Annotated in this window: 14 protein-coding genes and 4 tRNA genes; all 18 read left to right on the forward strand. The window is 55.6% G+C overall.

Annotated elements, in window-relative coordinates:
- Positions 1-141: 141 nt before the first annotated feature.
- The 18 genes from birA to fusA all read left to right on the forward strand — a co-directional run bounded on the left by birA (position 142) and on the right by fusA (position 18,175).
- Entirely contained in the window at positions 142-1,101 is a 960-nt protein-coding gene (birA, locus tag HX846_RS09535; RefSeq protein ID WP_178965314.1) for a bifunctional biotin--[acetyl-CoA-carboxylase] ligase/biotin operon repressor BirA, read from the forward strand.
- Complete coding sequence (locus HX846_RS09540) at positions 1,091-1,840, forward strand: pantothenate kinase (RefSeq protein WP_087692333.1); 750 nt, start codon at positions 1,091-1,093, stop codon at positions 1,838-1,840. Before birA ends, HX846_RS09540 begins: the two co-directional genes overlap by 11 nt.
- A gap of 7 nt (positions 1,841-1,847) precedes the next feature.
- Positions 1,848-2,294, forward strand: a complete 447-nt coding sequence (locus tag HX846_RS09545) for a hypothetical protein (RefSeq protein ID WP_003210101.1) — start codon at positions 1,848-1,850, stop codon at positions 2,292-2,294.
- A 143-nt stretch (positions 2,295-2,437) separates the two neighbouring features.
- Positions 2,438-2,522, forward strand: a tRNA-Tyr gene (locus HX846_RS09550).
- 23 nt (positions 2,523-2,545) lie between these two features.
- Positions 2,546-2,619: transfer RNA gene (locus HX846_RS09555), tRNA-Gly, on the forward strand.
- A gap of 26 nt (positions 2,620-2,645) precedes the next feature.
- Positions 2,646-2,721: transfer RNA gene (locus HX846_RS09560), tRNA-Thr, on the forward strand.
- A 163-nt stretch (positions 2,722-2,884) separates the two neighbouring features.
- A tRNA-Trp gene (locus HX846_RS09565) sits at positions 2,885-2,960 on the forward strand.
- Between the two features lie 45 nt (positions 2,961-3,005).
- Positions 3,006-3,374, forward strand: coding sequence for a preprotein translocase subunit SecE (gene secE, locus HX846_RS09570; RefSeq protein ID WP_003210099.1), 369 nt, complete (start codon positions 3,006-3,008; stop codon positions 3,372-3,374).
- A 9-nt stretch (positions 3,375-3,383) separates the two neighbouring features.
- Positions 3,384-3,917, forward strand: a complete 534-nt coding sequence (nusG, locus tag HX846_RS09575) for a transcription termination/antitermination protein NusG (protein ID WP_003176436.1) — start codon at positions 3,384-3,386, stop codon at positions 3,915-3,917.
- Between the two features lie 117 nt (positions 3,918-4,034).
- Complete coding sequence (gene rplK, locus HX846_RS09580; RefSeq protein WP_003210097.1) at positions 4,035-4,466, forward strand: 50S ribosomal protein L11; 432 nt, start codon at positions 4,035-4,037, stop codon at positions 4,464-4,466.
- Positions 4,466-5,161, forward strand: coding sequence for a 50S ribosomal protein L1 (gene rplA, locus HX846_RS09585; protein WP_003176434.1), 696 nt, complete (start codon positions 4,466-4,468; stop codon positions 5,159-5,161). Before rplK ends, rplA begins: the two co-directional genes overlap by 1 nt.
- A gap of 198 nt (positions 5,162-5,359) precedes the next feature.
- Complete coding sequence (gene rplJ, locus HX846_RS09590; RefSeq protein ID WP_003210095.1) at positions 5,360-5,860, forward strand: 50S ribosomal protein L10; 501 nt, start codon at positions 5,360-5,362, stop codon at positions 5,858-5,860.
- A gap of 78 nt (positions 5,861-5,938) precedes the next feature.
- Positions 5,939-6,304 (forward strand): 50S ribosomal protein L7/L12, encoded by a 366-nt coding sequence (gene rplL / locus HX846_RS09595; RefSeq protein WP_003210093.1) that lies wholly within the window; start codon positions 5,939-5,941, stop codon positions 6,302-6,304.
- Between the two features lie 220 nt (positions 6,305-6,524).
- Positions 6,525-10,598, forward strand: a complete 4,074-nt coding sequence (rpoB, locus tag HX846_RS09600; protein WP_008436421.1) for a DNA-directed RNA polymerase subunit beta — start codon at positions 6,525-6,527, stop codon at positions 10,596-10,598.
- 64 nt (positions 10,599-10,662) lie between these two features.
- Positions 10,663-14,862 carry a DNA-directed RNA polymerase subunit beta' gene (gene rpoC, locus HX846_RS09605; RefSeq protein ID WP_003210090.1) on the forward strand — a complete coding sequence of 1,400 codons (4,200 nt, stop codon included), beginning with the start codon at positions 10,663-10,665 and terminating at the stop codon, positions 14,860-14,862.
- Positions 14,863-15,078: 216 nt separating this feature from the next.
- The gene (gene rpsL / locus HX846_RS09610; RefSeq protein ID WP_002555494.1) at positions 15,079-15,450 is read left to right on the forward strand and encodes a 30S ribosomal protein S12; all 372 of its coding nucleotides are present in this window, start codon (positions 15,079-15,081) and stop codon (positions 15,448-15,450) included.
- Between the two features lie 118 nt (positions 15,451-15,568).
- On the forward strand, positions 15,569-16,039 hold the full coding sequence (gene rpsG / locus HX846_RS09615; protein ID WP_002555493.1) for a 30S ribosomal protein S7: 471 nt from the start codon (positions 15,569-15,571) through the stop codon (positions 16,037-16,039).
- Between the two features lie 30 nt (positions 16,040-16,069).
- Positions 16,070-18,175: an elongation factor G gene (gene fusA / locus HX846_RS09620; RefSeq protein WP_003210087.1), complete on the forward strand. Its 2,106-nt coding sequence runs from the start codon at positions 16,070-16,072 to the stop codon at positions 18,173-18,175.
- The last annotated feature ends 1 nt before the right edge of the window (position 18,176 follow it).

Below are 18,176 nucleotides of genomic sequence, written 5' to 3' on the forward strand. Positions count from 1 at the left end.
TGCAGTCAGGGGTTTTGTTTTGGGCGGTCGGAAAATTTGGGCGGTCGAATTTCAAGCATCTTCAATGCTAACGTCCTGCCTTTCTATGCAATGGCCTAATGCATGGCTATCATGCGTGCCTCATTGTGAGGCGAGACCTGCATGCTGACGTTGTTGAAACTTCTAAAAGATGGTCGATTCCACTCCGGGGAGGCGCTCGGTGCTGCCTTGGGTGTCAGTCGCAGTGCTGTATGGAAGCAGCTTCAGCATCTCGAGGCGGAATTGGGTCTACCTATCCATAAAGTGCGCGGCAGGGGGTATCAGTTGGCTGCGCCCCTGATACTGTTAAGTGCCGATGAAATAGCTCGGCATGTACCTGTTCCTGCATGGCCTGTTCATATCTCTGACTCCATTGACTCTACCAATGCCGAGGCATTGCGGCTGATTGAATCGGGTCGCACTGCGCCATTTCTTGTGCTTTCAGAACAGCAAACTGCAGGCAGGGGAAGGCGCGGACGAAAGTGGGTCAGTCCTTTCGCTCAAAACGTCTACTACAGCCTTGTGATGCGGATCGAAGGCGGCATGCGTCAGTTGGAAGGGCTAAGCCTGGTGGTCGGACTTGCAGTTATGCAGGCGCTGCGCGACGCGGGTGTTCGTGGTGCAGGATTGAAGTGGCCAAATGACGTTTTGGTCGGGCAGAAAAAAATCGCCGGAATTCTCCTGGAACTGGTCGGGGATCCCGCTGACATCTGTCACGTCGTTATTGGTATCGGCATCAACGTGAACATGCAGAAGGCGGATGAGGTCGATCAGCAATGGAGCTCCGTACAGTTGGAGAGCGGCAGTGCTGTTGATCGCAACTACCTGGTAGCGCGTCTTGGAGTGCAGCTGCAGGCTTATCTTGAGCGTCACCAGGCATCTGGATTTTCGGCAATCCAGGGTGAGTGGGAGCAAAGCCATTTATGGCAGGGCCGGCCTGTATCGCTCATCGCGGGCGTGAACCAGATTGACGGCGTGGTGTTGGGGGTCGATGGGCAAGGTGCATTGCGGTTGAGCGTGGATGGTGTTGAGAAAGTATATAGCGGTGGTGAGCTAAGCCTGAGGTTGCGTGATGATTCTTGAGCTCGACTGTGGGAATAGCTTTATCAAATGGCGGGTACTTGAGTCGGATAAGGCTCGTATCTTTGCCGAAGGTGTCGTTGGGTCGGATGCCTCGCTGATCGACAGCCTGTTCGCGCTCACGGGGCTCGCGTTAAAAGACTGCCGGCTGGTGAGTGTTCGCGCTTCGGATGAGACAAGTCAACTGGTCGCTACCCTGGTCGAGGCATTTGGCGTCAAGGTGCTGTGTGCTGCTTCGGCGAGGCAGATGGGTGGGGTGCGGAACGGGTACGAAGATTTCGAGCGCCTGGGACTGGATCGTTGGCTCGCGATGCTGGGTGGGTTTCAGCTGGCGTCGGGCGCGTGCCTGGTGCTCGATTTTGGCACCGCCGCAACAGCGGACTTCATTTCCGCAGACGGTGAGCATCTCGGCGGTTTCATTTGTCCGGGGATGCCGCTGATGCGTAATCAGCTTCGAACACATACCCGCAAAATACGCTATGACGATATCGCCGCTGAACGGGCTCTTGAGGCGCTGTCTCCAGGGCGCACAACTGTGGAGGCGGTAGAGCGCGGCTGTACGCTCATGCTGAGGGGTTTTGTGTTGACCCAGCTGGAGTTGGCTCGAAGCTATTGGGGGAGCGATTTTACCGTCTTCCTTACCGGTGGGGACGCTGAGCTCGTGGCTGACGCTGTGCCTCACGGTAGGCTTGTCCCTGATCTGGTTTTTGTTGGCTTGGCGATGGCGTGCCCTTTGTCCTGAGGTTTTTATGCGTTGGCTGTTTCTGCTTTTGCTGGTCCTCAATGTCTTCTATTACATCTGGCATCAGCAGGAGGCCCCTCTGCGCGCTAAAGATGTCACGCCTTTGGCTCTCTATCGTGGTTCTCAGCAAGATATCCGCCTGTTGAGCGAATCGGCTGATGCGATGGTTCGGCGAGACAGGGCAAAAGCGCCTGATGCGCAGGCGATGTGCTTGTATATCGGCGGTTTGCCTGATCAGAAAGAGGCTCAATCCGTTGAGCAGCGCCTCACGAGCCTGGATATCAAGGTCAGGCTGCAGTCTCTGAACCTGCCTGATGCGTCGGGATACTGGCTGCGAGTGGCCCCTGAAAGCAGGCGTCTGGCCGATGATCTGCCCTTTGAAAACCTTGCTAATGAATTCAATGAGTTAAAACATAAAATAATGCCGTGCGAAGGCATTGCAACCTTCGAATAGTTTGCATAGAATGGCGCCCGCTTCGCAGTGAAGACCTTCTAGGTCGACAGGGTGAAGTGAAGGTCAACGCAGCTAACCTCATATTTTTTAATGAGAAAATGCTTGACAGAAGGCTGGCATGATGTAGAATGCCGGCTCGCTTAGGAGGGGTTCCCGAGCGGCCAAAGGGATCAGACTGTAAATCTGACGTCTACGACTTCGAAGGTTCGAATCCTTCCCCCTCCACCATTTTAGCGTGAGCTGCAAGCTCCGCGGGTATAGTTTAGTGGTAGAACCTCAGCCTTCCAAGCTGATGATGCGGGTTCGATTCCCGCTACCCGCTCCAGGTTTGCAGGTTGTGCAAGTTGTTTCGCTCTTGTAGCTCAGTTGGTAGAGCACACCCTTGGTAAGGGTGAGGTCAGCGGTTCAAATCCGCTCAAGAGCTCCATATAACAAGGCAGATATGAAAATATCTGCCTTTGTTTTAACAGCTACCTCCGGTTGAATATGCCCTCTCTCGCTGTTTTGTTTGGGTGGGTTTCAGGTCTGCAGGGGTTTGTTGTTGTAAAGTCTTTTTCAGATCGGCATAATTGTCGGCCTGATTTTGTTTTAGGTCAGTAGCTCAATTGGCAGAGCGACGGTCTCCAAAACCGTAGGTTGGGGGTTCGATTCCCTCCTGACCTGCCAGATTCACTTGGTGTGTCTGGCTTTCTTTTCACAGGATCTTCATAGATGACTCCTAAGGCTGAAGCTCAAGGCTCTCGCTTCGATCTGCTCAAGTGGCTTGTAGTAGTCGCTGTTGTGGTTGTAGGCGTTGTTGGCAACCAGTACTACTCTGGGTCGCCAATCCTGTACCGTGTCCTCGCATTGCTCGCCCTTGCTGCTGTTGCTGCCTTTGTTGGCCTGCAGACTGCAAAAGGCAAGTCGTTTGCGGTCCTGGTGAAGGAAGCTCGTACCGAGATCCGTAAAGTCGTTTGGCCGACTCGCCAAGAAACCACGCAGACCACGTTGATCGTGGTAGCTGTTGTTCTGGTTATGGCGTTGCTGTTGTGGGGGCTTGATTCCCTGCTCGGCTGGCTTGTTTCCTTGATTGTTGGCTAAGGGTGTCCCGTGGCTAAGCGTTGGTACGTTGTGCATGCTTACTCGGGTTACGAGAAGCATGTCATGCGCTCTTTGCTAGAGCGCGTAAAGCTGGCAGGCATGGAAGATGGCTTCGGCGAAATTCTGGTTCCCACTGAAGAAGTGGTTGAAATGCGTAATGGCCAGAAACGCAAAAGCGAACGTAAGTTCTTCCCTGGCTACGTGCTGGTTCAAATGGACATGAATGAGGGTACTTGGCACTTGGTCAAGGACACTCCTCGCGTCATGGGTTTCATCGGCGGTACCGCTGATAAGCCTGCTCCGATCACTGACAAAGAAGCAGAAGCAATTCTGCGTCGCGTTGCTGACGGTAGCGACAAGCCCAAGCCGAAGACGTTGTTCGAGCCGGGTGAGGTTGTTCGTGTCACAGATGGTCCGTTCGCTGATTTTAACGGCACCGTCGAAGAAGTTAACTACGAAAAGAGCCGGATCCAAGTGGCAGTGCTCATTTTCGGTCGCTCTACTCCGGTAGAGCTAGAGTTCAGCCAGGTCGAAAAAGTCTAGCTGAGCAAGCATCCCAACCCCGCAGCCTTAGGCTGTGGGGTTTTGTCGTCACTGGGATAAACGCGCAAGTAACCGGGGAGCCTTTCGAGGCGTTCGAACCCGTAATTGGAGTGCCTCATGGCCAAGAAGATTACCGCTTACATCAAGCTGCAAGTGAAGGCCGCTCAGGCCAACCCAAGCCCACCTGTTGGTCCAGCTCTGGGTCAGCACGGCGTGAACATCATGGAATTCTGCAAGGCCTTCAACGCCCGTACTCAGGGTATTGAGCCAGGTCTGCCGACTCCAGTGATCATCACTGTATACAGCGACCGTAGCTTCACCTTCGAAACCAAGTCGACCCCGGCTTCGGTTCTGTTGAAGAAAGCTGCTGGTCTGACTAGCGGTTCCGCTCGTCCTAACACCGTTAAGGTTGGCACCGTGACCCGTGCTCAGCTGGAAGAAATCGCGAAAACCAAAAACGCGGATCTGACTGCAGCTGATATGGATGCAGCCGTGCGTACCATCGCCGGTTCTGCTCGTAGCATGGGCCTTAACGTGGAGGGTGTGTAATGGCTAAGCTGACCAAGCGCCAAAAGGCTATCGCCGGCAAAATCGAAGCGGGCAAGTCCTACAATTTTGTAGACGCTGCTGCTCTGCTGACCGAGCTGTCGACTGTCAAGTTCAGCGAGTCTGTTGACGTTGCTGTAAACCTGGGCGTTGACCCACGTAAATCCGACCAGGTCGTTCGTAGCGCTACTGTGCTGCCACACGGTACTGGCAAGACCGTACGTGTAGCTGTCTTCACCCAAGGCCCAGCAGCTGAAGCTGCTCTGGCCGCCGGCGCCGATCGCGTTGGCATGGACGACCTGGCTGCCGAAATGAAAGGCGGCGACCTGAACTATGACGTCGTAATTGCTTCCCCGGATGCAATGCGCGTTGTAGGTCAGCTGGGTCAGATCCTTGGTCCACGTGGTCTGATGCCTAACCCTAAAGTCGGCACCGTGACTCCAGACGTAGCTACCGCGGTTAAAAACGCCAAGGCTGGTCAGGTTCGTTATCGCACCGACAAAAACGGCATCATTCACACCTCCGTTGGCAAAGTCGGCTTTGATGCCGTCAAGCTGAAGGAAAACGTTGAAGCCCTGATCGCTGATCTGAAGCGTATCAAGCCAGCTTCCTCGAAAGGTATCTACGTCAAGCGCGTTACCCTGAGCACCACTATGGGCCCAGGTCTGGTCATCGACCAAGGCTCGCTGGACGTATAAGACACAAATTGGCGCAAGTAATTGCGCCAATTGAAAGATTGGGGTCCCTGCCTGGCGGGGGCTATCCAAGACCGTAGGCGACGCAAGTCTTAAACCACAAGCCTACGCAGATGGTGCTCCCGGTTCCTTACCGAATCAGACACCAAAACGACATCCGGCCCAGGCCAGATGAAACGGTAACAAGCAGGAGTTAAACCCGTGGCAATTAATCTCGAAGACAAGAAGGCCATCGTCGCTGAAGTCAACGAGGCTGCCAAAGCTGCTCTGTCCGCTGTCGTGGCTGATGCCCGTGGTGTGACAGTAAGCGCTATGACCGGACTCCGTAAAGAGGCTCGTGAAGCTGGCGTATACGTACGTGTTGTACGTAACACCCTGCTCAAGCGCGCTGTTGCTGACACTGAATACAGTGTCCTCAACGACGTGTTCACTGGCCCGACCCTGATTGCGTTCTCCAAGGAACATCCTGGCGCTGCTGCCCGTTTGTTCAAGGAATTCGCCAAGGGTCAGGATAAGTTCGAGATCAAGGCAGCTGCGTTCGAGGGCAAGTTCCTCGCAGCTAACCAAATCGACGTACTGGCAACACTGCCGACCCGTAACGAAGCTATTTCTCAGCTGATGAGCGTGATTCAAGGCGCTACCAGCAAGTTGGCTCGTACTCTGGCCGCAGTTCGCGAGCAAAAAGAAGCTGCCGCAGCCTAAGGCTGAGCATCTCCTCTCGCGTATTTTTGTTTATTTCGATGGCCGCGTAGGCCGTCCCCCAATTCAGGAATTACAGCAATGTCTATCTCCCAAGACGATATCCTCAACGCCGTAGCTGAAATGTCGGTTCTGCAGGTTGTTGAGCTGATCAAAGCTTTCGAAGAAAAATTCGGTGTTTCCGCTGCCGCTGCTTCGGCTGGCCCAGCTGTTGCCGCTGTTGCTGCTGAAGAGCAAACCGAATTCAACGTCATGCTGCTGGAAGCTGGCGAGAAGAAAGTAAACGTGATCAAGGCAGTACGTGAACTGACCGGTCTGGGCCTGAAAGAAGCCAAGGCAGTAGTTGACGGCGCCCCTGCCCAGGTTCTGGAAGCAGTGTCGAAAGACGCAGCTGACAAAGCTAAAGCAGTGCTGGAAGAAGCAGGCGCTAAAGTCGAGCTGAAGTAAGCATCGACCTTGCGTCTCCAGCCCAAGCGTTAAGCTGAAGGCTGATGGCTGGTGGCTCTTGCCACCGGCCTTTTTCCGTTATTGGCAATCGACTCGGTCGTCGCCTATAACGCGCTGTAACCACCCGATGCGGTGGCGCAAACCATGGGGTTTGCAAGATTTTCTGGCTGCTCCCGTCGGGAGGGGCCAAACAAGCAGGTGACCAAGCTGGGGAACGCTGATGGCTTACTCATATACTGAGAAAAAACGTATCCGCAAGGACTTTAGCAAGTTGCCGGACGTCATGGATGTCCCGTACCTTCTGGCTATCCAGCTGGATTCGTATCGTGAATTCTTGCAGGCGGGAGCGACCAAAGATCAGTTCCGCGACGTGGGCCTGCATGCGGCCTTCAAATCCGTTTTCCCGATCATCAGCTACTCCGGCAATGCTGCGCTGGAGTACGTCGGTTATCGCCTGGGCGAACCGGCATTTGATGTCAAAGAATGCGTGTTGCGCGGTGTTACGTACGCCGTACCTTTGCGGGTAAAAGTCCGTCTGATCATCTTCGACAAAGAGTCGTCGAACAAAGCGATCAAGGACATCAAAGAGCAAGAAGTCTACATGGGTGAAATCCCCCTGATGACTGAGAACGGTACCTTCGTTATCAACGGTACCGAGCGCGTTATCGTTTCCCAGCTGCACCGTTCCCCGGGCGTGTTCTTTGACCACGACCGCGGCAAGACGCACAGCTCCGGCAAGCTCCTGTACTCCGCGCGGATCATTCCGTACCGCGGTTCGTGGTTGGACTTCGAGTTCGACCCGAAAGACTGCGTGTTCGTGCGTATCGACCGTCGTCGCAAGCTGCCGGCCTCGGTACTGCTGCGCGCGCTCGGCTATACCACTGAGCAAGTGCTGGACGCTTTCTACACCACTAACGTATTCCACCTGAGCGGCGAAACCCTCAGCCTGGAACTGGTGCCTCAGCGCCTGCGTGGTGAGATTGCCGTTCTGGACATCCAGGACGACAAAGGCAAGGTCATCGTTGAAGCCGGCCGTCGTATTACCGCGCGCCACATCAACCAGATCGAAAAAGCCGGTATCAAGACGCTGGAAGTGCCTCTGGACTACGTCCTGGGTCGCACCACCGCCAAGGTCATCGTGCACCCGGCCACCGGCGAAATCCTGGCTGAATGCAACACCGAGCTGAACACCGAGATCCTGGCGAAAATCGCCAAGTCCCAGGTTGTTCGCATCGAGACCCTGTACACCAATGACATCGACTGCGGCCCGTTCGTCTCCGACACCCTGAAGATCGACTCCACCAGCAACCAATTGGAAGCGCTGGTCGAGATCTATCGCATGATGCGTCCTGGCGAGCCACCAACCAAAGACGCTGCCGAGACCCTGTTCAACAACCTGTTCTTCAGCCCTGAGCGCTATGACCTGTCTGCGGTCGGCCGGATGAAGTTCAACCGTCGTATCGGTCGTACCGAGATCGAAGGTTCGGGCGTGCTGTGCAAGGAAGACATCGTCGCGGTACTGAAGACCCTGGTCGACATCCGTAACGGCAAAGGCATCGTCGATGACATCGACCACCTGGGTAACCGTCGTGTTCGCTGCGTAGGCGAAATGGCCGAGAACCAGTTCCGCGTTGGCCTGGTACGTGTTGAGCGTGCGGTCAAAGAGCGTCTGTCGATGGCCGAAAGCGAAGGCCTGATGCCGCAAGACCTGATCAACGCCAAGCCAGTGGCTGCGGCGGTGAAAGAGTTCTTCGGTTCCAGCCAGCTCTCGCAGTTCATGGACCAGAACAACCCGCTCTCCGAGATCACCCACAAGCGCCGTGTTTCCGCACTGGGCCCGGGCGGTCTGACTCGTGAGCGTGCAGGCTTTGAAGTCCGTGACGTACACCCGACTCACTACGGTCGTGTATGCCCGATTGAAACGCCGGAAGGTCCGAACATCGGCCTGATCAACTCCCTGGCTGCCTATGCGCGCACCAACCAGTACGGCTTCCTCGAGAGCCCGTACCGCGTGGTGAAAGACGCACTGGTCACCGACGAGATCGTGTTCCTGTCCGCCATCGAAGAAGCTGATCACGTGATCGCTCAGGCTTCGGCCACGATGAACGACAAGAAAATGCTGATCGACGAGCTGGTAGCTGTTCGTCACTTGAACGAGTTCACCGTCAAGGCGCCGGAAGACGTCACCTTGATGGACGTATCGCCGAAGCAGGTAGTTTCGGTTGCAGCGTCGCTGATCCCGTTCCTGGAACACGATGACGCCAACCGTGCGTTGATGGGTTCCAACATGCAGCGTCAAGCTGTACCGACCCTGCGCGCTGACAAGCCGCTGGTAGGTACCGGCATGGAGCGTAACGTAGCCCGTGACTCCGGCGTTTGCGTCGTGGCTCGTCGTGGCGGCGTGATCGACTCCGTTGATGCCAGCCGTATCGTGGTTCGTGTTGCCGATGACGAAGTTGAAACTGGCGAAGCCGGTGTCGACATCTACAACCTGACCAAATACACCCGCTCCAACCAGAACACCTGCATCAACCAGCGTCCGCTGGTCAGCAAGGGTGATCGGGTTCAGCGCAGCGACATCATGGCAGACGGTCCGTCCACCGATATGGGTGAGCTGGCACTGGGTCAGAACATGCGCATCGCGTTCATGGCCTGGAACGGTTACAACTTCGAAGACTCCATCTGCCTGTCCGAGCGTGTGGTTCAGGAAGATCGCTTCACCACGATCCACATTCAGGAACTGACCTGTGTGGCGCGTGACACCAAGCTTGGGCCAGAGGAAATCACTGCAGACATCCCGAACGTGGGTGAAGCTGCACTGAACAAGCTGGACGAAGCCGGTATCGTTTACGTAGGTGCTGAAGTTGGCGCAGGCGACATTCTGGTAGGTAAGGTCACTCCGAAAGGCGAGACCCAACTGACTCCGGAAGAGAAGCTGTTGCGTGCCATCTTCGGTGAAAAAGCCAGCGACGTTAAAGACACTTCCCTGCGTGTACCTACCGGTACCAAGGGCACTGTCATCGACGTACAGGTCTTCACCCGTGACGGCGTTGAGCGTGATGCTCGTGCACTGTCCATCGAGAAGACCCAGCTCGACGAGATCCGCAAGGACCTGAACGAAGAGTTCCGTATCGTTGAAGGCGCGACCTTCGAACGTCTGCGTTCCGCCCTGGTAGGCCACAAGGCTGAAGGCGGCGCAGGTCTGAAGAAAGGTCAGGACATCACCGACGAAGTACTCGACGGTCTTGAGCACGGCCAGTGGTTCAAACTGCGCATGGCTGAAGATGCTCTGAACGAGCAGCTCGAGAAGGCCCAGGCCTACATCGTCGATCGTCGCCGTCTGCTGGACGACAAGTTCGAAGACAAGAAGCGCAAACTGCAGCAGGGCGATGACCTGGCTCCAGGCGTGCTGAAAATCGTCAAGGTTTACCTGGCAATCCGTCGCCGCATCCAGCCGGGCGACAAGATGGCCGGTCGTCACGGTAACAAAGGTGTGGTCTCCGTGATCATGCCGGTTGAAGACATGCCGCACGATGCCAATGGCACCCCGGTAGACGTCGTCCTCAACCCGTTGGGCGTACCTTCGCGTATGAACGTTGGTCAGATCCTTGAAACCCACCTGGGCCTCGCGGCCAAAGGTCTGGGCGAGAAGATCAACCGTATGATCGAAGAGCAGCGCAAGGTCGCAGACCTGCGTAAGTTCCTGCACGAGATCTACAACGAGATCGGCGGTCGCAACGAAGAACTGGACACCTTCTCCGACCAGGAAATCCTGGATCTGGCGAAGAACCTGCGCGGCGGCGTTCCAATGGCTACCCCGGTGTTCGACGGTGCCAAGGAAAGCGAAATCAAGGCCATGCTGAAACTGGCAGACCTGCCAGAAAGCGGCCAGATGCAGCTGTTCGACGGCCGTACCGGCAACAAGTTTGAGCGCCCGGTTACTGTTGGCTACATGTACATGCTGAAGCTGAACCACTTGGTAGACGACAAGATGCACGCTCGTTCTACCGGTTCGTACAGCCTGGTTACCCAGCAGCCGCTGGGTGGTAAGGCTCAGTTCGGTGGTCAGCGTTTCGGGGAGATGGAGGTCTGGGCACTGGAAGCATACGGTGCTGCTTACACTCTGCAAGAAATGCTCACAGTGAAGTCGGACGATGTGAACGGTCGGACCAAGATGTACAAAAACATCGTGGACGGCGATCACCGTATGGAGCCGGGCATGCCCGAGTCTTTCAACGTGTTGATCAAAGAAATTCGTTCCCTCGGCATCGATATCGATCTGGAAACCGAATAACACGTGACGCGAATCGAGAGCGGGGCTGTTTAGCCCGCTCTCTGCTCCGCCAGGAGGAAAGGCCTTGAAAGACCTACTGAATTTGCTGAAAAACCAGGGTCAAGTCGAAGAGTTCGACGCCATCCGTATTGGGTTGGCATCGCCTGAGATGATCCGTTCGTGGTCGTTCGGTGAAGTTAAAAAGCCGGAAACCATCAACTACCGTACGTTCAAACCAGAGCGTGACGGCCTGTTCTGCGCCAAGATCTTTGGCCCGGTAAAGGATTACGAGTGCCTGTGCGGTAAGTACAAGCGCTTGAAGCACCGTGGTGTGATCTGCGAGAAGTGCGGCGTTGAAGTTGCACTGGCCAAGGTTCGTCGTGAGCGCATGGCGCACATCGAGCTGGCTTCGCCGGTTGCCCACATCTGGTTCCTGAAATCACTGCCGTCCCGTATCGGCTTGCTGATGGACATGACCCTGCGTGATATCGAACGCGTTCTCTACTTCGAGAGCTATGTCGTTATCGATCCAGGCATGACCACCCTTGAAAAGGGTCAGCTGCTGAACGACGAGCAGTATTTCGAAGCGCTGGAAGAGTTCGGCGACGATTTCGATGCCCGCATGGGTGCCGAAGCTGTCCGCGAACTGCTGCACGCTATCGACCTGGAACACGAGATTGGCCGTCTGCGTGAAGAAATTCCGCAAACCAACTCCGAAACCAAGATCAAGAAACTGTCCAAGCGTCTGAAGTTGATGGAAGCCTTCCAGGGTTCCGGCAACTTGCCAGAGTGGATGGTGCTGACCGTTCTGCCGGTTCTGCCGCCAGACCTGCGTCCGCTGGTACCGTTGGATGGTGGTCGCTTCGCGACTTCCGACCTCAACGACCTGTACCGTCGCGTGATCAACCGTAACAACCGCTTGAAGCGTCTGCTCGACCTGTCCGCTCCGGACATCATCGTGCGCAACGAAAAGCGTATGTTGCAGGAAGCTGTCGATGCCCTGCTCGACAACGGTCGTCGTGGCCGCGCTATCACCGGTTCGAACAAGCGTCCTCTGAAATCCCTGGCTGACATGATCAAGGGTAAGCAGGGTCGTTTCCGTCAGAACTTGCTCGGTAAGCGTGTTGACTACTCCGGTCGTTCGGTAATTACCGTAGGCCCGACCCTGCGTCTGCACCAGTGTGGTCTGCCGAAGAAGATGGCTCTCGAGCTGTTCAAGCCGTTCATTTTCGGCAAGCTGGAAATGCGTGGTCTCGCGACCACCATCAAAGCTGCCAAGAAAATGGTCGAGCGCGAGCTGCCAGAGGTTTGGGACGTTCTCGCTGAAGTGATCCGTGAACACCCGGTTCTCCTCAACCGTGCACCGACCCTTCACCGTCTGGGTATCCAGGCGTTTGAACCAGTACTGATCGAAGGTAAGGCTATCCAGCTGCACCCGCTGGTCTGTGCTGCGTACAACGCCGACTTCGACGGCGACCAAATGGCCGTGCACGTACCGCTGACGCTGGAAGCCCAGCTGGAAGCGCGTGCGTTGATGATGTCGACCAACAACATTCTGTCGCCAGCCAACGGTGAGCCAATCATCGTTCCGTCGCAGGACGTTGTATTGGGTCTGTACTACATGACTCGTGAAGCGATCAACGCCAAGGGCGAAGGTCGTGTGTTCGCGGATCTGCAGGAAGTTGACCGTGTGTTCCGTGCCGGCGAAGCCGCACTGCACGCCAAGGTTAAAGTCCGCATCCACGAAACCATCAACGATCGTGACGGTGGCAGCGTCAAGAACACCCGTATCGTCGACACCACTGTCGGCCGTGCGCTGCTGTTCCAGGTTGTTCCACCTGGCCTGTCGTACGACGTGGTCAACCAGCCAATGAAGAAAAAGGCGATCTCCAAGCTGATCAACCAGTGCTACCGCGTGGTTGGTTTGAAAGAGACCGTTATCTTCGCTGACCAGTTGATGTACACCGGTTTTGCTTATTCGACCATTTCCGGCGTTTCCATCGGTGTTAACGACTTCGTTATCCCGGACGAGAAAGCCGCCATCATCGGTGCTGCCACCGATGAAGTGAAAGAGATCGAAAGCCAGTACGCCTCCGGCCTGGTAACCCAGGGCGAGAAGTACAACAAAGTGATCGACCTTTGGTCCAAGGCCAACGACGAAGTGTCGAAGGCGATGATGTCGAACCTCTCGAAAGAGCGTGTTATCGACCGTCATGGCGTGGAAGTCGATCAAGAGTCGTTCAACTCGATGTACATGATGGCCGACTCGGGCGCACGGGGTTCTGCTGCGCAGATCCGTCAGCTCGCCGGTATGCGTGGCCTGATGGCCAAGCCGGACGGTTCCATCATCGAAACGCCGATTACTGCGAACTTCCGTGAAGGTTTGAGCGTACTTCAGTACTTCATCTCGACTCACGGTGCTCGTAAAGGTCTGGCGGATACCGCGTTGAAAACCGCTAACTCCGGTTACCTGACTCGTCGTCTGGTAGACGTTGCGCAAGACTTGGTTGTGACTGAAGTTGACTGCGGCACCGAACACGGTCTGCTGATGACTCCGCACATCGAAGGCGGCGACGTTGTAGAACCGTTGGGTGAGCGCGTACTGGGTCGAGTAATCGCCCGTGACGTATTCAAGCCAGGTACCGAGGAAGTCATCGTTCCTGCCGGCACCCTGGTAGACGAGAAGTGGGTCGAGTTCATCGAACTCAACAGCATCGACGAAGTGATTGTTCGCTCGCCGATCAGCTGCGAAACCCGCTACGGCATTTGTGCCAAGTGCTACGGCCGTGACTTGGCTCGTGGTCACCAGGTGAACATCGGTGAAGCGGTCGGCGTTATCGCTGCCCAGTCCATCGGTGAGCCGGGTACCCAGCTGACCATGCGTACGTTCCACATCGGTGGTGCGGCAAGCCGGACCTCCGCAGCCGACAGCGTTCAGGTGAAGAATGGCGGTACCGTCCGTCTGCACAACCTGAAGCACGTTGAGCGAGTGGATGGCCACTTGGTTGCTGTGTCCCGTTCCGGTGAGCTGGCAATCGCTGATGACTACGGTCGTGAGCGCGAGCGTTACAAGCTGCCTTACGGTGCTGTGATTTCGGTTAAAGAAGGTGACAAGGTCGACGCTGGCGCAATCGTGGCCAAGTGGGATCCGCACACTCACCCAATCGTTACCGAAATGAAAGGTACCGTGACCTACGTGGGCATGGAAGAAGGCATCACGATCAAGCGTCAGACTGACGAATTGACCGGTATGACCAACATTGAAGTACTCGACGCCAAAGACCGTCCAGCTGCAGGCAAAGATATCCGTCCTGCCGTGAAGATGGTTGATGACAACGGCAAGGATCTGTTGCTGCCAGGCACTGACGTTATCGCTCAGTACTTCCTGCCAGCCAACGCCCTGGTCGGTGTTGCGGATGGTGCGAAGATCGCGATCGGTGATGTTATCGCTCGTATCCCGCAAGAAACTTCGAAGACCCGTGACATCACCGGTGGTCTGCCGCGTGTTGCCGACTTGTTCGAAGCTCGTCGTCCGAAAGAAGCGTCGATTCTGGCTGAAGTCAGCGGCACCATCGCGTTCGGTAAAGAGACCAAGGGCAAGCGCCGCCTGGTTATCACCCCGAACGACGGTAGCGATCCGTACGAAGAGCTGATTCCGAAGTGGCGTCACCTGAACGTCTTCGAAGGCGAACAGGTAAACCGCGGCGAAGTTATCTCCGACGGCCCGAGCGATCCACACGACATCCTGCGTCTGCTGGGTGTGAGTGCGCTGGCCAAGTACATCGTTAACGAGATCCAGGACGTTTACCGTCTGCAAGGCGTGAAGATCAACGATAAGCACATCGAGACCATCCTGCGTCAGATGCTGCGTAAAGTTGAAATCGCTGAATCCGGCGATTCGAGTTTCATCAAGGGCGACCAGATGGAACTGACTCACGTACTGGTAGAGAACGAGCGCCTGGCGAACGACGAGAAATTCGTTTCCAAGTTCACTCGTGTGTTGCTGGGTATCACCAAGGCGTCGTTGTCCACTGAGTCGTTCATCTCGGCGGCCTCCTTCCAGGAGACCACTCGCGTACTGACCGAAGCAGCGGTAACCGGCAAGCGCGATTACCTGCGCGGCCTGAAAGAAAACGTGGTTGTGGGTCGTCTGATCCCGGCCGGTACCGGTTTGGCCTACCACAGCGAGCGTAAGCGTCGCCGTGAACTCGACAAGCCGTTGCGCGTAAGCGCCAGTGAAGTGGAAGCTGCACTGACCGAAGCGCTGAACTCAAGCGGTAACTGAGTTCTGCGGTAAATAAGACCGGGCCCTGGCAGCCCCGTTCGTCGGATCGAGACAGATTTGTCCCGGTTCGATGGAAGGGGAGGTCGGGGCCTTGCCTTGACTGGGGACAAGATCCTCTTTAGACTCTTGTACCCCTAAATTTGGCGGGAATTCGTTCCTGCCATTTTGCTTTTCTTGCAAGACAATAGCGTCGCAAGACAACAGTGGAGCTAGTAGATGGCAACTATCAACCAGCTGGTACGTCAGCCGCGTAAGCGTATCGTCGAGAAATCCGACGTGCCTGCGCTGCAGAACTGCCCGCAACGTCGTGGCGTATGCACTCGCGTGTATACCACTACGCCGAAAAAACCTAACTCGGCACTGCGTAAAGTATGCCGTGTGCGCCTGACCAACGGTTTCGAGGTTTCCTCGTACATCGGCGGTGAAGGTCACAACCTGCAAGAGCACAGCGTGGTACTGATCCGCGGCGGTCGTGTAAAAGACTTGCCAGGTGTTCGTTACCACACCGTACGCGGCTCCTTGGATACTTCCGGCGTTAAAGGTCGTAACCAGGGTCGTTCGAAGTACGGTACCAAGAAGCCTAAGTAGTAGCGGCTTTTTGTAAAACTGAATCATCTTATTTTCTGAGTCGATAAGAGTAAGGTCGGAGGCGTCCCGAAAGGGCACCGATTCCGAGCGAACCTGAAGACCGTTTGAGGGCTTATCCATGCCAAGAAGACGCGTAGCAGCCAAGCGCGAAGTGCTTGACGATCCAAAATACGGAAGCCAAATCCTGGCCAAGTTCATGAACCACGTAATGGAAAGCGGCAAGAAAGCCGTTGCCGAGCGTATCGTTTATGGCGCGCTGGAAAAGGTTAAAGAACGCAAGAACAGCGACCCCCTGGAAATCTTCGAGAAAGCTCTCGACGCCATCGCTCCGCTGGTCGAAGTGAAGTCGCGCCGTGTAGGCGGTGCTACTTACCAGGTTCCGGTTGAAGTTCGCCCGTCCCGTCGTAACGCTTTGGCAATGCGCTGGTTGGTAGACTTCGCCCGTAAGCGCGGCGAGAAGTCTATGGCCCTGCGTTTGGCTGGCGAACTGTTGGACGCTGCTGAAGGTAAAGGTGCTGCTGTTAAGAAGCGTGAAGACGTGCACCGTATGGCTGAAGCCAACAAAGCTTTCTCGCACTACCGCTTCTAATTCTAGCTTCACTAATTTTGCGAGGGCTTTATGGCTCGTACTACTCCGATTAGCCGCTACCGTAACATCGGTATCGTTGCTCACGTGGATGCTGGTAAAACCACCACCACCGAGCGCGTACTGTTTTACACCGGCAAAAGTCACAAAATGGGCGAGGTGCATGACGGCGCCGCGACCACAGACTGGATGGTTCAGGAGCAGGAGCGTGGTATTACCATTACTTCTGCTGCTATTACCGCCTTCTGGAAAGGTTCCGAGAAGCAGTACAAGGACGAGCACCGCTTCAACGTAATCGATACCCCGGGCCACGTAGACTTCACCATTGAAGTTGAGCGTTCCCTGCGCGTACTCGACGGCGCTGTCGTTGTGTTCTGCGGTACTTCGGGTGTTGAGCCTCAGTCGGAAACCGTATGGCGTCAGGCCAACAAGTACGGCGTTCCACGTCTTGTTTACGTAAACAAGATGGACCGTGCTGGTGCCAACTTCCTGCGCGTGATCGGTCAGATCAAACAGCGTCTGGGTCACACTCCGGTGCCAATCCAGTTGGCTATCGGTTCCGAAGACAACTTCCAGGGTCAGATCGATCTGATCAACATGGAAGCTGTTTACTGGAATGACGCTGACAAAGGCATGGTTCCTGTTCGTAAGCCTATCCCTGCAGAACTGCAGGAGCTGGCTGACGAGTGGCGTAACAACATGGTTGAGGCTGCTGCTGAAGCCAGCGAAGAGCTGATGAACAAGTACCTCGAAGGTGAAGAACTCACCAACGTGGAAATCAAGGCCGCTCTGCGTCAGCGTACTATCGCTGGTGAGATCGTTCTGGCTGTTTGCGGTTCTTCCTTCAAGAACAAGGGTGTTCCCCTGGTTCTCGACGCCGTTATCGACTACCTGCCTGCTCCAACCGACATTCCTGCTATCAAGGGTACCAACCCTGATAACGAGGAAGAAGAGATGGAGCGTCACGCCGATGACAGCGAGCCGTTCTCGGCTCTGGCGTTCAAGATCGCTACTGACCCATTCGTGGGTACTTTGACCTTCGTCCGCGTTTACTCGGGCGTGTTGGCCTCCGGCGACGGCGTGATCAACTCGGTTAAAGGCAAGAAAGAGCGTGTGGGTCGTATGGTGCAAATGCACGCAAACGCCCGTGAAGAGATCAAGGAAGTACGCGCTGGTGACATCGCGGCCCTGATCGGCATGAAGGACGTCACCACTGGTGAGACCTTGTGCGACGCTGCCAAGCCAATCATCCTGGTTCGCATGGACTTCCCGGAGCCGGTTATTTCGGTTGCCGTTGAGCCTAAGACCAAGGATGACCAGGAAAAAATGGGTATCGCTCTGGGCAAGCTTGCTCAGGAAGATCCATCTTTCCGCGTCAAGACTGATGAAGAGACTGGTCAAACGATCATCTCCGGCATGGGCGAGCTTCACCTGGACATCCTGGTTGACCGGATGCGCCGTGAGTTCAACGTCGAAGCCAACATCGGTAAGCCTCAGGTTTCCTATCGTGAGCGCATCACGAAGAACTGCGAAATCGAAGGCAAATTCGTTCGTCAGTCCGGCGGTCGTGGCCAGTTCGGCCATTGCTGGATCCGTTTTGCTCCTGCTGATGAAGGTCAGGAAGGTCTGCAATTCGTGAACGAAGTAGTGGGCGGTGTTGTTCCTAAGGAATACATCCCGGCTATCCAGAAGGGTATCGAAGAGCAGATGAAGAACGGTGTTGTTGCCGGCTATCCGCTCATCGGCCTGAAGGCGACCGTTTTTGACGGTTCTTACCACGACGTCGACTCCAACGAGATGGCGTTTAAGGTGGCTGCTTCCATGGCTACCAAGCAACTGGCCCAGAAGGGCGGTGGTGAGTTGCTTGAGCCAATCATGGCAGTAGAAGTCGTTACGCCTGAAGACTACATGGGTGACGTGATGGGCGACCTTAACCGTCGTCGCGGCATGATCTTGGGTATGGAAGATACGGTTTCCGGCAAAGTGATTCGTGCCGAGGTTCCGTTGGGCGAGATGTTCGGTTATGCGACCGACGTTCGTTCCATGTCTCAGGGTCGCGCAAGCTACTCTATGGAATTCAAAAAATACAACACAGCTCCGGCGCACATCGCTGAAACTGTATCCAAAAAACAAGGCTGAT

The organism is Pseudomonas sp. K5002, assembly GCF_013386655.1.
Classification (GTDB): Bacteria; Pseudomonadota; Gammaproteobacteria; order Pseudomonadales; family Pseudomonadaceae; genus Aquipseudomonas.